At 66.4% G+C, this 14,833-nt stretch carries 13 protein-coding genes; 8 read left to right on the forward strand and 5 right to left on the reverse strand.

The window, feature by feature from the left end:
• The first annotated feature begins 411 nt into the window (after window positions 1–411).
• The 8 genes from V8Z74_RS24040 (at window position 412) to V8Z74_RS24075 (ending at window position 8,397) form a co-directional block, all read left to right on the forward strand.
• A complete protein-coding gene (locus V8Z74_RS24040; protein WP_349711758.1) occupies window positions 412–3,390 on the forward strand; it encodes a monovalent cation/H+ antiporter subunit A in 2,979 nt (992 codons plus the stop codon).
• A complete protein-coding gene (locus V8Z74_RS24045) occupies window positions 3,390–3,755 on the forward strand; it encodes a Na+/H+ antiporter subunit C (protein ID WP_066482443.1) in 366 nt (121 codons plus the stop codon). The genes V8Z74_RS24040 and V8Z74_RS24045 overlap by 1 nt, the downstream gene beginning before the upstream one ends.
• A complete protein-coding gene (locus V8Z74_RS24050; RefSeq protein ID WP_349711761.1) occupies window positions 3,752–5,590 on the forward strand; it encodes a monovalent cation/H+ antiporter subunit D in 1,839 nt (612 codons plus the stop codon). The genes V8Z74_RS24045 and V8Z74_RS24050 overlap by 4 nt, the downstream gene beginning before the upstream one ends.
• 5 nt (window positions 5,591–5,595) lie before the next feature.
• Window positions 5,596–6,087 (forward strand): Na+/H+ antiporter subunit E, encoded by a 492-nt coding sequence (locus V8Z74_RS24055; protein WP_066482621.1) that lies wholly within the window; start codon window positions 5,596–5,598, stop codon window positions 6,085–6,087.
• Window positions 6,084–6,362, forward strand: coding sequence for a K+/H+ antiporter subunit F (locus V8Z74_RS24060; RefSeq protein ID WP_066482432.1), 279 nt, complete (start codon window positions 6,084–6,086; stop codon window positions 6,360–6,362). Before V8Z74_RS24055 ends, V8Z74_RS24060 begins: the two co-directional genes overlap by 4 nt.
• Window positions 6,359–6,808: a monovalent cation/H(+) antiporter subunit G gene (locus V8Z74_RS24065; protein WP_066482422.1), complete on the forward strand. Its 450-nt coding sequence runs from the start codon at window positions 6,359–6,361 to the stop codon at window positions 6,806–6,808. The genes V8Z74_RS24060 and V8Z74_RS24065 overlap by 4 nt, the downstream gene beginning before the upstream one ends.
• Window positions 6,809–6,888: 80 nt before the next feature.
• Window positions 6,889–7,266: a fluoride efflux transporter CrcB gene (gene crcB / locus V8Z74_RS24070; protein ID WP_349711763.1), complete on the forward strand. Its 378-nt coding sequence runs from the start codon at window positions 6,889–6,891 to the stop codon at window positions 7,264–7,266.
• A 246-nt stretch (window positions 7,267–7,512) separates the two neighbouring features.
• Entirely contained in the window at window positions 7,513–8,397 is an 885-nt protein-coding gene (locus tag V8Z74_RS24075) for an LOG family protein (RefSeq protein WP_349711765.1), read from the forward strand.
• 109 nt (window positions 8,398–8,506) lie between these two features.
• Here V8Z74_RS24075 and V8Z74_RS24080 read toward each other — a convergent pair whose 3' ends face one another.
• The 5 genes from V8Z74_RS24080 to V8Z74_RS24100 all read right to left on the reverse strand — a co-directional run bounded on the left by V8Z74_RS24080 (window position 8,507) and on the right by V8Z74_RS24100 (window position 14,769).
• Entirely contained in the window at window positions 8,507–9,715 is a 1,209-nt protein-coding gene (locus V8Z74_RS24080; RefSeq protein ID WP_349711767.1) for an MFS transporter, read from the reverse strand.
• A complete protein-coding gene (locus V8Z74_RS24085) occupies window positions 9,712–11,331 on the reverse strand; it encodes a DNA recombination protein RmuC (protein WP_502879601.1) in 1,620 nt (539 codons plus the stop codon). The genes V8Z74_RS24080 and V8Z74_RS24085 overlap by 4 nt, the downstream gene beginning before the upstream one ends.
• Before the next feature lie 345 nt (window positions 11,332–11,676).
• Window positions 11,677–12,084, reverse strand: coding sequence for a tautomerase family protein (locus tag V8Z74_RS24090; RefSeq protein WP_066482403.1), 408 nt, complete (start codon window positions 12,082–12,084; stop codon window positions 11,677–11,679).
• A 200-nt stretch (window positions 12,085–12,284) separates the two neighbouring features.
• Entirely contained in the window at window positions 12,285–13,265 is a 981-nt protein-coding gene (locus tag V8Z74_RS24095; RefSeq protein WP_349711769.1) for a 2-hydroxyacid dehydrogenase, read from the reverse strand.
• Between the two features lie 91 nt (window positions 13,266–13,356).
• Window positions 13,357–14,769 carry a sodium:proton antiporter gene (locus V8Z74_RS24100; RefSeq protein ID WP_349711786.1) on the reverse strand — a complete coding sequence of 471 codons (1,413 nt, stop codon included), beginning with the start codon at window positions 14,767–14,769 and terminating at the stop codon, window positions 13,357–13,359.
• Between the last annotated feature and the right edge of the window lie 64 nt (window positions 14,770–14,833).

Consider the following 14,833-nt stretch of genomic DNA (forward strand, 5'->3'; position numbering starts at 1 on the left):
CGCCACGCGCTACGACCGCAAGGCCGCCCACTTCATGGCATTCCTCTGCCTCGCTGCAAGTCTGGCTTGGCTGACAGATTGAATGTCGATTCAGCCTAGGATGAAAAACATGGCTTGGCGCTGCGCCTGCCAGGACTGCATCGACTGAAGGCCCCGCACATGCCGGACGCATCGCTTCGCCCCGGCCGACCCGCCTTCTCGGCAGGCCTGTGGCCCACGCAAGAGGCCTTCCTGGCACAAGGTATGCCTGTCCGGTCCGGCCGCAAAAGTAGCCGGCGCCAACTGCGGCGAACGTCTGGCCAGGCAGGCATACAGCGGCATCAATTGCAGCCAACCAGCGATATATAGCCCGCCACATGCTCAGGTTTTCATAGCGAGAAAGAAATGGCTTCCCCCTAAAATAATTCGCCCATGCCCCTGATCACCCTCATCCTCCTGCCCTTTGCCGGCAGCCTTGTGGCTGCCCTGTTGCCCGCGAATGCGCGCAACGCCGAATCCACATTGGCCGGCATTGTCGCGCTGGCCTGCACCATACAGGTCGCGCTGCTGTTTCCCGAAATGGCGGATGGTTCGGTGCTGCGGCAGGAAATCGAGTGGCTGCCTTCGCTGGGGCTCAATCTGGTGGTCCGCATGGACGGCTTTGCCTGGATGTTCGCCATGCTGGTGTTCGGCATCGGCTCCCTGGTCGTGCTCTATGCGCGCTACTACATGTCGCCGGCCGACCCGGTGCCGCGCTTTTTCTCCTTCCTGCTGGCTTTCATGGGCGCCATGGCAGGCGTGGTGCTGTCGGGCAACATCATCCAGCTGGTGTTCTTCTGGGAGCTGACCAGTCTTTTCTCCTTTCTTCTGATCGGCTACTGGTACCACCGCAAGGACGCGCGCCGCGGCGCGCGCATGGCGCTGACAGTGACCGGCACGGGCGGGCTGGCCATGCTGGCCGGCATGCTGGTGCTGGGCCATATCGTGGGCAGCTACGACCTGGACAACATCCTGGCCGCAGGCCAGCAGGTGCGCAACAACCATCTCTATCTGCCGGCTTTGGTCTTGATCCTGCTCGGAGCCTTCACCAAAAGCGCGCAATTTCCCTTTCACTTCTGGCTGCCCAATGCCATGGCGGCACCCACCCCGGTGTCTAGCTATCTGCATTCGGCCACCATGGTCAAGGCCGGCGTCTTCCTGCTGGCGCGGCTGTGGCCGGTACTGGGCGATACCGATGCCTGGTTCTGGCTGGTGGGCGGCGCCGGCACCGCCACCTTGCTGATCGGCGGCTATTGCGCCATGTTCCAGCACGATCTCAAGGGATTGCTGGCCTATTCCACGATTTCGCACCTGGGGCTGATCACGCTGCTGCTGGGCCTCAACAGCAAGCTGGCCGCCGTGGCCGCCGTGTTCCACATCATGAACCATGCGACCTTCAAGGCCTCGCTGTTCATGGCGGCCGGCATTGTGGACCATGAAAGCGGCACACGCGACATCCGGCGCCTGTCGGGCTTGCGGCACATGATGCCCATCACCGCCACGCTGGCCTGCGTGGCCAGCGCGGCCATGGCGGGCGTGCCCCTGCTCAACGGCTTCCTGTCCAAGGAAATGTTCTTCGCCGAAACCGTGTTCCTGGATGCAGCCCCCTGGGTCAAGACCGTTCTGCCGGTGGCCGCCACGGTCGCCGGCATGTTCAGCGTGGCCTATTCGTTGCGCTACACGGTGGATGTCTTCTTCGGACCCCGAGCCACCGACCTGCCCCATGCCCCGCACGAGCCGCCGCACTGGATGCGCGTGCCCATCGAGCTGCTGGTGCTGGCCTGCCTGCTGGTGGGCATCTTCCCGGCATGGGCCGTGGGCCAGTTCCTGGCCACGGCCGCCGCACCCGTGGTGGGCGGCGATCTGCCGGCCTACAGCCTGGCCATCTGGCACGGCTGGAACATGCCGCTGATCATGAGCCTGGTGGCCCTGGTGGGCGGCATCCTGCTCTACACCATGCTGCGCTGGCAGCGCGAGGCCGGCCGCTTCGAGGCCACGCCGCTGCTGAGCGCGCTGAGCGGACGCCGGGCCTTCGAGAATCTGCTGGCCCGCATCACGCTGGCCGGGCGCGCCGGCCGCCGCGCGCTGTCCACGCGACGCCTGCAGTGGCAGATGCTGTGGCTGGTCTGCATTGCCATCACGGCCACGGCCCTGCCGCTGTGGCTGCAGGGCATGGAGCTGGGCAACCGCGGCACCCTGCCGGTGTCGCTGCCCTTTGTCCTGCTGTGGGCCATCGGCAGCCTGTGCGCCCTGGGTACGGCCTGGAAGGCCAAGTACCACCGGATGACAGCCCTGATCATGCTGGGCGGCACGGGCCTGTGCACCTGCCTGACCTTTCTGTGGTTTTCCGCGCCCGACCTGGCGCTGACCCAGTTGGTGGTGGAAGTCGTGACCACGGTGCTCATGCTGCTGGGCCTGCGCTGGCTGCCCAAGCGCGACAAGGCGCTGCGCAACATGGTGGACAACGCGGACGCCCGCGCGCGGGCGCGCCGCCTGCGCGATCTGGTGCTGTCCCTGATCGCGGGTGGCGGCATGGCCTGGCTGGCTTTTGCCATGATGAGCCGCCCGTTCTACGAGAGCTCGTCCACCTTCTTCCTCGAACACGCGCTGACCGGCGGCGGCGGCACCAATGTGGTCAACGTCATGCTGGTGGATTTCCGCGGCTTCGATACCTTCGGCGAGATCGTGGTGCTGGGCATCGTCTCCATCGTCATCTATGCGCTGCTGAGGCGCTTCCGTCCGGCGCGCGAGACCATGGACATTCCCGAGCAGCAGCGCTATGTGCCTGGCGACCTGCAGACCGACCTGCTCAACCCGCGCAATGCCAGCGACACGGCCGTGGGCTACCTGATGGTGCCCGCCGTGCTGGTGCGCCTGCTGCTGCCGTTTTCCACGCTGGTGGCGGCCTATATCTTCATGCGCGGCCACAACCAGCCCGGCGGCGGCTTCGTGGCGGGCCTGGTGTTTTCCGTGGCCCTGCTCATGCAGTACATCATCTCCGGCACGCAATGGGTGGAAGCCCACTTGCCGCTGTACCCGCGCCGCTGGATCGCCACGGGCCTGCTGTGCGCGCTGGGCACCGGTCTGGCCTCGGTGGCCGTGGGCTACCCCTTCCTGACCAGCCACAGCTTCGACCTGGCCCTGCCCCTGGTCGGCCATGTGCATGTCGCCAGCGCCACCTTCTTCGACATCGGCGTGTTCGCGCTGGTGGTGGGCTCGACCATGCTGATACTGACGGCCATCGCCCACCAGTCGGTGCGCGGCCACCGATTCCACGCACGGCTGCTGGAAGAGCAAGAACAACAGGCCAGGGAAGCGGAGGCGGCGGTCCAGGCTGCCACCGCCCAGGCTCTGGCACGAGGAGGTATGTGATGGAAATCATTCTGGCCTTGGCCATAGGCGTGCTTACGGGCTCGGGGGTATGGCTTCTGCTGCGCCCGCGTACCTATCAGGTCATCATGGGCCTGGCCCTGCTGTCCTATGCCGTCAACCTCTTCATCTTCAGCATGGGCCGCCAGGGGCTGGCCATCAACAAGGCGCCCGTGCTCGTCAACGGCGTCCCCCAGGACCTGGCCCACTATGCCGATCCCATGCCCCAGGCGCTGGTGCTCACGGCCATCGTGATCGGCTTTGCCATGACGGCGCTGTTCCTCGTGGTGCTGCTGGCATCTCGCGGCTCCTCGGGCACGGACCATGTGGATGGCGTGCATTCGCGCACCGAGCAGGAAATGCTATGACCCAGTGGATCGCGGACCTGATGCCGCACCTGATGCTCGCGCCCATTCTGCTGCCCATGCTGACGGCGGCGCTGATGCTGTTCCTGCGCGAGGAGCGCCAGCGCCTGAAGCTGGCCATGAACCTGCTGTCCACGCTGCTGGGCCTGGGCATCTGCGCATATTTGATGCGCTGGACCAGTTCGCCGGCCAGCATGGCGGTCTACATACCGGGCAACTGGCCCGCGCCCTTCGGCATTGCGCTCGCGCTGGACCGCCTGACGGCGCTCATGCTGGTGGTCACCTACATCGTGGCGCTGGCCGCGCTGGTGTTCTCGGCCGCGCGCTGGCACCGTGCGGGCGTGCACTTCCATTCGCTGTTCCAGCTGCAGCTCATGGGGCTGAGCGGGGCCTTCCTCACGGCCGACCTGTTCAACCTGTTCGTCTTCTTCGAGATCATGCTGGCCGCCTCCTACGGCCTGCTGCTGCACGGTTCGGGGCGCACGCGCATCCAGGCTGGCATGCACTACATCGCCATCAACCTGGCCGCCTCCTCGCTGTTTCTCATCGGCGTGTCCATGCTCTACGGCATCACCGGCACGCTCAACATGGCCGATCTGGCGCGCGCCATCCCCCAGGTGCATGAGGCGGACCGCGGCCTGCTGCATGCGGCGGCCGGCATTCTGGGCACGGCCTTTCTGATCAAGGCCGCGGCCTGGCCGCTCAATTTCTGGCTGGTGCCCGGCTACAGCGCCGCCACGGCGCCCGTGGGCGCCCTGTTCGCGCTCATGACCAAGGTAGGGGTCTATGTGATTCTGCGGCTGTGGACGCTGATGTTCAGCACCGAAGCCGGCCTCTCGGCCCTGTTCGGCAGCAGCTGGCTGATCCTGGGCGGCATGGTGGCCATGGCCTACGGCGCCATCGGCATGCTCGGCTCGCAACGGCTGACACACATGGCGGGCTTTGCGGCCATCGTGTCCTCGGGCACCCTGCTGGCCGCCACGGGCTTCGGCCAGAACCTGCTCACGGCCGGCCTGCTGTATTACCTGCCCAGTTCCACCATGGCGATCAGCGCCCTGTTCCTGATTGCCGATGTGGTGGACCGATGGCGTGTCGACGAGGGCTCGGGCGAGCCCTACGAAGACGAGGAGGCGCCCTTCCTCAATGCCGAGCTTCTGCCCACCGAAGGCTTCAACCTCGACGAAGAGGAGGAAGTTCTGATCGGCCGCGCCTTTCCGGCCGCCGCAGTCTTCGTGGGCCTGAGCTTCATGGGCTGCACGCTGCTGATCTCGGGCCTGCCGCCGCTGTCGGGCTTCGTGGGCAAGTTCGCCATGCTCAGCGCCCTGCTCAACCCCCTGGGCCTGGGCACCTCCAGCGGCATGCAGGCCGGCTGGACCGGCTGGGCCATGGTGGCCCTGCTCATCGTCACCGGGCTGCTGGCCCTCGTGGCGCTCACGCGCGCCGGCATACGCCACTTCTGGGCCAATCCCGAGCAGAGCGCGCCCTCGCTCAAGGTGGCCGAAGGCCTGCCCATTGCCGCGCTGCTGCTGTGCTGCGTGACCATGACCGTGCAAGCCGACGACATCATGCATTTCACCCAGCGCGCGGCCAATGCCCTGCATTCGCCCGATGTGTATGTGCGTGCCGTCATGGGCACGCGCCCCGTGCCGGCGCCCGCACAGAAAAAGGCCCAGGAGGCCGCAGGCCCCGAGGCCGCGGCCCGCGCGGCCGCGCAGGCCGAGGATGCACCGCCCGTGGCCGGCATCTCTTCGCCTTCGGCGGATATCGCCGGTGCCGCCAGCCCCGGCCGCGGCGCCGCAGAGATCGAGACCCCGGCCCAGCCGCAGGAGCACCCATGAAAACCATGTTGCAACGGCTGTTTCCCGCCCCGCTGCTGTCCATCGCACTGCTGCTGCTGTGGCTGCTGCTCAACCGCACGGTCAGCGCCGGCCATATTGCACTGGGCCTGGTGCTGGGCCTTCTGATTCCGGTGCTGCTGCGCGGCCTGCGCCCCCTGCCGGTGCGCGTGCGCCATCCGCTCACGGCACTGAAGCTGGCCTTGCGCGTGGTGTGGGACACCTCGGTGTCCAACTACAACGTGATGCGCTTTCTGATCCTGCCGCGGCTGCGCCGCCATCCGGCCAGCTTCGTGCATATTCCGCTGGACCTGCGCGACCCCAACGGTCTGGCCGTGCTGGCCATGATCGTCTGCATCACCCCGGGCACGGCCTGGGCCGAGATTTCGCGCGACCGCTCCATGCTGCTGATCCATGCGCTGGAGGTCGCCGACGTCCAGCAGGTGGTCGACCATATCAAGCAATGCTACGAGCGCCCGCTGATGGAGATTTTCGAATGAGACCTTGGTTTTACTGGGTGCTGGGTCTGGCCTTGCTCATGCTGATCGCGGCCATGGGCTGCGCCGTGATGCGCCTGCTCAAGGGCCCCCATGCGCAGGACCGCGTGCTGGCGCTGGACTGCATGTACCTCAACGGCATGCTCATCATGCTGGTCATGGGCATCACCTACGACAGCACCAACTACTTCGAGGCCGCGCTGCTGATCGCCCTGTTCGGCTGCGTGGGCTCCACGGCCATGGCCAAGTTCCTGCTGCGCGGCGAGGTGATCGAATGAGTACCGAGAGCATTGCCAACGAGCTGCCGCTGTGGGCGCAGATCCTGGTGGCCGCGCTGGTGCTGGGCGGCGCCCTGATTGCGCTGCTGGGCTCGCTGGGCCTGCTGCGCCTCAAGAGCTATTTCGAGCGCGTGCACTCGCCCTCCATCGTCGCCACCATGGGCTGCTGGCTGATCATGCATGCGACCTGGATCTACTTCTCGGTCAGCGGCCAGGGCTTTGCCATGCATGCCTTCCTGATCGCTGTGTTCGTGGCCGTGACCGTGCCCATCACCACCATCTTCCTGATGCGTGCCGCCCTGTTCCGCTCGCGCCGCACCGGCGACCCGGTGCCGCCCACGCTGAGCAATCTGGTGCGCAACGAGCCGCTGGAGGAAGACGAGGCCCGAAGCGGCGAAACGGCTTCCGAAGAAACGGCCACCGAGCCCGCGCAGCTGCGCAACTGAATCCCGGCATGGCACGGGGCACCGCCAGTCTTTGCCGCAAGCCGCCGGCAGGCTTTGCCGCCATGCGCTAGATTGCGGCCATGCTCAATATTCTTGCCATCTGCATAGGCGCCTGCGTGGGCGCCCTGTCGCGCTGGGGCCTGGGCCTGTGGCTCAGCTCGGGCGCCAGCATGCCCTGGGGCACCCTGGCCGCCAACCTGATCGGCGGCTACCTGATCGGCCTGTTCGTGGCCCTGTTCCAGGCCATGCCCGAGCTCGATCCCGCATGGAAGCTGGCCGTCATCACCGGCTTTCTGGGTGCGCTGACCACCTTTTCCAGCTTTTCCGCGGAAGTCATTGCTCTTTTGCAGCAGCAGCGGCTGGCCACGGCACTGGGCTGGTCCGGCCTGCACCTTTTCGGCTCGCTGGCCATGACCTTTGCCGGCATGCAAAGCTGGAACCATTGGGTTGCAAGATAAGTAACCAAAGCATGCGCTCACATAGCAGTAATATCGCCTGACGGCAACCATCCCGGAATTTTGTGGGTTCCGACGCCCCCTGGTCCCGTGAGCTATGAGTTTGTGAGCGTATAGTGCAAGCATCATATGCAATGCAAATACATATGAGATTGAAGCCATGGGTGGACGGGCGGCCCGTGCTACCAAACTTCAATCCGGAGCTGCAGGTGCAGCTCCATGCCACCCAGTTTTTCGTACCGAGGGTCCATGCAAATCTCTTCTCCCCTGTCTGATACCGATCTGGCCAATGCCTGGGCGCAGTTGCACGACCAGGCCCACAACGGCCAGCCCCTGGAACCTCATTCCAACCGCCTGGCATTCGCCGATCCCGAGTTCATGTTCCGCCGCGAGACCCGCGGCATTCGCATGCAGCTGGAGCTGCTCAAGCCCGACCTGGCCCAGATCGAACGCGGCATCGAGCACACCATCGTGGTCTACGGCAGCGCACGCTTTGTCGATGCCGAGCAGGCCCAGCAGCAGCTGGCCGAAGCCCGCGCCAGCGGCGACACCCAGCGCATGGCCCTGGCCGAGCGCGCCGTGCGCAATGCCCAGCGCTACGAGGCGGCTCGCAGCTTTGCGCGTATCGTGGCCACCGAGGGCATGAAGCAGGCGCCCACCGAACGCTTTTACATCTGCACGGGCGGCGGCCCCGGCATCATGGAAGCGGCCAACCGCGGTGCGCACGATGCAGGCGCGCCCAATATCGGCCTGAACATCGGCCTGCCGCACGAGCAGCACGGTAACCCCTACATCACGTCGGACCTGAGCTTCAAGTTCCACTACTTCGCGCTGCGCAAGATGCATTTCATGATGCGCGCCAAGGCGCTGGTGGCCTTCCCTGGCGGCTTCGGCACCATGGACGAGCTGTTCGAAGTGCTGACCCTGGTGCAGACGCGCAAGTCCAAGCCCGTGCCCGTCATCCTGTTCGGCCGCGAATTCTGGAAACGCCTGCTCAACCTGGACCTGCTGATCGAGGAAGGCACGATCTCGGCCCAGGACCTGAACCTGTTCCGCTATACCGACGAGCCGGCCGAGGCCTGGGCACTGATCCAGCAGTACTACAACCGCGGCTGGGACCCCGTGGTTCGCTGATCTCCCGAGCCGCTACGCGGCTCCCCGGGGCATGCTTCTCAGAGCGGGTGCCCGGCCGGCACAGGTTCTTGTTACGTGTGCCGTACCGGGCCGCGCCGGTTCCGGAGCTTCAATGCCCGGCTTCGTGCTCCAGCCATTCCGCCTCGCTGGGCATGTCCTCATGGCCTATAAGCCAGGGCAGGCGCGACGAGACACCCACCATGGTGCCCACGGCCCAGAACAGCGCGGACACGCCGACCACCGCGCCGATGGAGCCGAACAGCACGGGCATGACCACGCTGGAGCCATTGATGGCCATCATGCGCAGGCCCAGCGCCTCGCCGTGGCGCGCGGGCGGCGTGATCTGGTGGATCATGCTCATCACCATGGGCTGCACCGATCCCAGCACCAAACCCAGCAGCACCGAGCAGGCGCCCATGCTCCAGGCACCGGGCATGAACGGGTAGGCGATGAACAGCGCGCAGGCCGCCACCATGGCGCCCATGACCACCGCCCATTCGCTCATGTGCCGCGTGAGGACGGGCATCAGCAGGCGGATCAGGGCTGCCGCAATCGCGAAGGCGCCGAGGATGGTGCCGATCACCGAGGCCGGCAGGCCGCGTTCATGGCCCAGGATGGGCACCACGAAGGTATGCACGTCCCAGCATGAGGACAGCGCCCAGTTCAGCAGCAGCAGGCGCCGGAAGCCCTGGTTCTGCAACAGGTCCCAGGCCGTGGCCTGCTTGCCGCTGACAGGGGCCTCGGGCGGCGGCAGCTCGGCCACCGTGCGCACCCACCACCAGGCGGCCAAAGGCAGCAGGGCCAGCAGCAGAAAAGCGCAGCGGAAACCCGTGAGGCTGGCCTCCTCGCCGCCCGCATAGTCGATCAGCACGCCGGCAAAGAACGGCCCCAGGAAGTTGGAAACGGCCGGGCCTATGGCCAGCCAGCTGAAGACCTTGCGCAGCTCTTCCTTGGAATGGGCCGAGCGCCCCACATGGCGCTGCAGCGCGATGAGGGCCGTGCCCGCCGCGCCGCCCGTGAGCAGGGCCCCCGCGCACAGCACCGGATAGGTCGGGAACATCACGGCCAGCCCGGCGCCCAGGCAGGCCGCCGTCACGCTGAGCAGCAGCGGCTTCCTGAGGCCGTTGCGGTCCGCATAGCGGCCCGCAGGCAGGGACAGGAAGACCTGCGTGAGCGCGAACAGCGCCAGCAGCATGCCCACTGCCGCAGCGCTGAAGCCTTCTTTCAGCGCCAGCAGCGGCGTGGCCATGCGCATGCCCGTCATGCAGGCATGGATGGAGATTTGCGCGAGGATCAGGCGCAGCAGCGTGGCATTCATTCCTCGTCATCCCCCGCGTCCGGCACGGCGGGAAACAGCGGCAGGCCTGCGGCGGCGGCCTCGGCGCTGCCCGGCTCGGGCAGCGCCTGCACGTTGCGCAGATGGCGCTGGATGGCGCGCGTGCGCACGCCCACCTGGTCGAACTTGCGCGCGGCCGCATCGATGGACTTGCGCGTGGCCTCCACCACCTCGCCGAACTTGGCGAACTCGGTCTTGACCTGGCCCAGCACGCCCCAGACTTCGGACGAGCGCTTTTCGATCGCCAGCGTCTTGAAGCCCATCTGCAGGCTGCTGAGCATGGCCGCCAGGTTGGCCGGCCCCGTCACCACGATGCGGCTCTCGTTCTGCAGCGTCTCCACCAGGCCCGGACGGCGCAGCACCTCGGCGAACAGGCCCTCGGTGGGCAGATACATCACGGCAAAGTCCGTGGTATGCGGCGGCGCGATGTATTTGCCGGAGATCTTCTTCGCCTCGGCGCGGATGGAGCTCTCGAACGCATTGCCGGCCGCGGCGATGGCCATGCGGTCCGCGCTGTCGAGCGCATCCTGCAGGCGCTGGTAGTGCTCGACCGGGTACTTGGCATCGATGGGCAGCCACACCGGCTGCTCGTCCTGGCGCCCGGGCAGGCGGATGGCGAACTCCACCAGCTCGTCGCTGCCCGGCACGGTCTTCACGTTCTTCGCGTACTGCTCGGGCGTAAGCACGTTGTCGATGATGGCACCCAGCTGCAGCTCGCCCCAGGTGCCGCGCGATTTCACATTGGTCATCACGCGCTTGAGGTCGCCCACGCTGCCGGCCAGGCTCTGCATTTCGCCCAGCCCCTTGTGCACCTGCTCCAGCCGGTCGCTGACCAGCTTGAACGATTCGCCCAGCCGCTGCTCCAGCGTCGCATGCAGCTTCTCGTCCACGGTGCGGCGCATCTCGTCCAGCTTGGCGGCGTTGTCGTTCTGGATGGCCGCCAGGCGCTCGTTGAGCGTGCCGCGCAGCTGCTCGGCCGTGGTCTGCTGGCCCTGCGCCAGCCCTGCCAGCTGCATGCCCACCGCGTCCTGCAGCACGGCAAACTGGTGGCGCAGCTGCTCGCCATTGCCGGTGAGCTGGTCCTTGAGCGCCGCTCCCATCTGGGTGCTCATGTGCGTGAGCTGCTGCTGGATGTCGCCCTTGAGCGAGTCGAGAATGCCGCGCGTGGTCTCGGCCAGGGCCTCGAAGCGCTGCTGGATGTGGCTGTTCTGCTCGGCGCTGCTTTGCGCGAGGCTGTTGCGCGCCTGCAGGCTGTCGGCCGACAGGCGCGCGGCCAACTGCGTGACTTCTTCGCGAAAACCCGCCAGCGCCATGCCCTGCTCGCGCCGCGCCGCCTGGGCATCCTGCTGGGCCTGGACCAGATGCGTCTGCAGGTGCTGGGTCACGCGGTCCAGCGCGCCATCGCTCTTGGCCACGGCCATCTGCGTGGCCTGGCTGCCGCGTTCCAGCTGCTGCAGGCGCAGATCCACGGCCTGCAACCCCTGCAGCAGCTGGGCCTGCAGCCGCAGGGCTTCGGGTCCGGTTGCGGCCTGCGCGGCGCGCCTGAGCGCCGCCAGCCACCAGAGCAAGACCAGCTGCAGGCCCAAGCCTACCGCCACGAGCAACCATACCCACCACGAAGTCACCGTATGCAACCGCTTCTTTCATCGCCTGCAGGGACACTGCAAAGCTATTATTTCAATAGCTTCCGGCGCTTGACCCTCAAGCACTGGAAGCATTTTCTGCAGGATCACAAGGCATGGGCATGCCATTTCGCGTCCGGCAGTGTCGAGCAAGCGCTTGCTCGTCAACGAAATCTATCAGATAGCGGGCGCTCGGGAGCGCAGCCGTGCCACGCCATCCCCCAGCAATGGAGAAGGCGCTGTTCGCCAGATAGGTGGATCTGGCGGGATACGGCAGAAATTCGGCAGCGCCCGGATGCCCCGCGGGCATCCGGGCACCGGTCAGGCGTCGGGGCCGACCTGCTGGGCAATGGCCATGGCGAACTTGCCGCCGCCCACCGACCAGTCGGAGTAGTCGTTTTCGTGCGTGAAGATGAAAACATCGTTCGGCGCCACGCCGGCGTCCTTCTCCAGGTTGGCGGCGATATTGGCATAGAGGGCGCGCTTCATCGCGTCGCTGCGGCCGCGGCGCATGGTGATCTCCACCACGACCACGCGGTCCGAACGCTGGTAGCCGTTGAAAGTGCGGCTGAAGAAGAACTGCTGCTCGTCATAGTCGCTGACCATGTTGAACAGCTCGTCGGCAGGCATGCCGATGCCGTCGATCAGGGCCTGGTGGATGCCGTTGACGATGGCCTGGCGCTGGGCGGCGGGGGTGTCCTTGTGGACGCTGGTGCGGATGAATGGCATGGGGTGACCCGGGATAGTGAAGAAAGGCCATACCGCAGGCCTTGCAACAGGTCCGGCGATAGGGGCAGCGGATTATCAAAGCCAGGCACCGGTTCCCGCACCTGCCAGCCACCCCAAATCGCCTTGAAACTGATGTGACATGGGCCCTACTAATCCACCCCGCCTGCCACCCGGATACCTGCCGCTTCACCGCCCCCCGTTCACCGGGCCGGCTTGTTGACCGGCGTCAATACCTCGCGCCCCTCGAAAAAGGCGATCAGGTTGCTGGCCGCCAGATCGGCCATGGCCAGGCGCGTGCCCATGGTGGCACTGGCAATATGCGGCGTGAGCACCACATTGGGCACGGTCAGCAGGTCCGGATGCACGGCAGGCTCGCCCTCGAACACATCCAGGCCGGCGGCGGCAATGCGCTTGTCGCGCAGCGCCCTGGCCAGGGCCGCATCGTCCACGATGCCGCCGCGCGCAATGTTGATCAGCGTGGCCGTGGGCTTCATCTGCGCCAGCTCCGCCGCGCCGATGGTGTGGTGGTTTTCCTGGGTGAAGGGCAGCACCAGCACCACATGGTCGGCGCTGGCAAGCAGTTCGGCCTTGCTCACGTAGCGGGCCCTGCATTCGGCCTCCAGCTCGGGAGCCAGGCGCGAGCGGTTGTGATAGATCACCTTCATGCCGAAGCCGTGGGCACCGCGCCTGGCAATGCCCTGGCCGATGCGGCCCATGCCGATGATGCCCAGCGTGCTGCCGTGCACCTCCGCGCCCGCGAACAGGTCGTAGCGCCAGGAAGTCCACTTGCCGGCGCGCAGATAGTGCTCGCTTTCCGTCAGGCGGCGCGCCGTGGCCATGAGCAGCGCGAAGCCGAAGTCGGCCGTGGTCTCGGTCAGCACATCGGGCGCGTTCGTGCCCTGCACGCCGGCCACCGTCATCGCGGGCACGTCGAAGTTGTTGTAGCCCACGGCCATGTTGGCCACGATCTTGAGCTGCGGGCAGGCAGCCAGCAGCGCCGCATCGATGGTCTGCGAGCCCGTGGTCAGCACACCGTCCTTGCCTTGCAGCTTCTGCACCAGCTCATGCGGGCTCCAGATCACGTCGTCCTGGTTGGACTCCACTTCGAAATGCTGCTCCAGGCGCTGCACCACCTCGGGCGAAATGGCGCGGGCAATCAGGATGCGGGGCTTGCGATTCATGTCGTTTTCTCCTTGATGTGTGGCACGCCGTCCTCGCCGACCATGCCGCCCTTGCCTGCAAGGGAAAGGTGCACGCCGGCCCGGCGACTGCTCATTTCCAGAACCAGAACAGCGTGATCAGCACCAGCAGCGGCAGCAGCACGCAGAAAGACCAGGCCATGTAGCCGAAAAAGCCCGGCATCTTCACGCCGCGGTCTTCCGCGATGGCCTTGACCATGAGGTTGGGCGCATTGCCGATATAGGTGTTGGCGCCCATGAAGACGGCACCGGCTGAAATCGCCGTCAGCGTCAGCGCCATGTCGGTCATCAGATGGGCCGGGTCGCCGCCCGCGGTATTGAAGAACACCAGATAGGTGGGCGCATTGTCGAGAAAGGACGACAGCGCCCCGGTGGCCCAGAAGTACATGGCCGGATCGGGCGTACCGTCGGCGCGCGTGACGGCGCGCACGATGGCGCCGAACGGACCGTCGAAACCGGCCTTGAGCATGGCGATCACGGGAATAATGGTCAGGAAGATGCCGGCGAACAGCTTGGCCACTTCCTGCATGGGCCCCCAGCCGAATTCGTTGGCAGCGTGCACGCGCCGCGGCGTGAGCCTGAGCGACAGCAGCGCCACGGCGATCAGACCCGCATCGCGCACCAGGCCGGGCAGGCCCACACGGATGCCGGCGATCTCCAGGCCCGCAGGCGTGCGCCAGACGCCGCTGAACAGCACCAGGGCCACCACGGCCAGCAGCAGCGCGAAGTTCACGCCGCCTTCAAAGCCCAGGCGGCTGGGAGCCCCCGAGGCATCCAGGCTGGGCGTGGGATCGGGCAGGTCGGTCTCGCCCCTTTCTCTCATCAGCCGCCTGTCGATGGCATAGAACACGGCCAGCAGCGCCAGCGTGAGAAACAGCATCGGTCCCCAGACATGGCGCACGGTCCAGAAGAAGTCCACGCCCTTCAGAAAGCCCAGGAACAGCGGCGGATCACCCAGCGGTGTCAGCGCCCCGCCCGCATTGGAGACGATGAAGATGAAGAACACCACCACGTGGGCCTGATGGCGCCGGTTGTCGTTGGCGCGCAGCAGCGGCCGGATCAGCAGCATGGAAGCGCCCGTGGTGCCCATGAAGCTGGCCAGCACGGCGCCCATGGCCAGGATGGCGGTGTTCAGACCCGGCGAACCCACGAGATTGCCGCGGATGTAGATGCCGCCGGCCACGGTGTACAGCGCGGTGAGCAGGATCACGAAAGGCAGGTACTCGGCCAGCAGCGCATGCACGAAATGGTGCGCGGCGGCACCGGCGCCGAACGCCAGCGTGAACGGCAGCAGAAATGCCAGCGCCCACCCTGCCGTGACCTTGCCGAAGTGGTGGTGCCAGAACCTGGGCAGCAGCAGAGGCATCAGGGCAATCGACAGCAGCATGCCGACGAACGGCACGCCCCAGGCCACCGACAGCGCGGCACCGTCGATTTCGCCCGCCTGCGCCGCGCCTGCGCCCAGCAGCAGACCAGCCGCCGCAATGGCTTGCCGGCCATTCTTCCTGGATAAGCGTCCGAGGCCTGTGTTCAAAGCCTGTCTCCCCTGT

It is taken from the genome of Comamonas sp. w2-DMI, from assembly GCF_040187735.1.
Taxonomy (GTDB): domain Bacteria; phylum Pseudomonadota; class Gammaproteobacteria; order Burkholderiales; family Burkholderiaceae_C; genus Comamonas; species Comamonas terrae.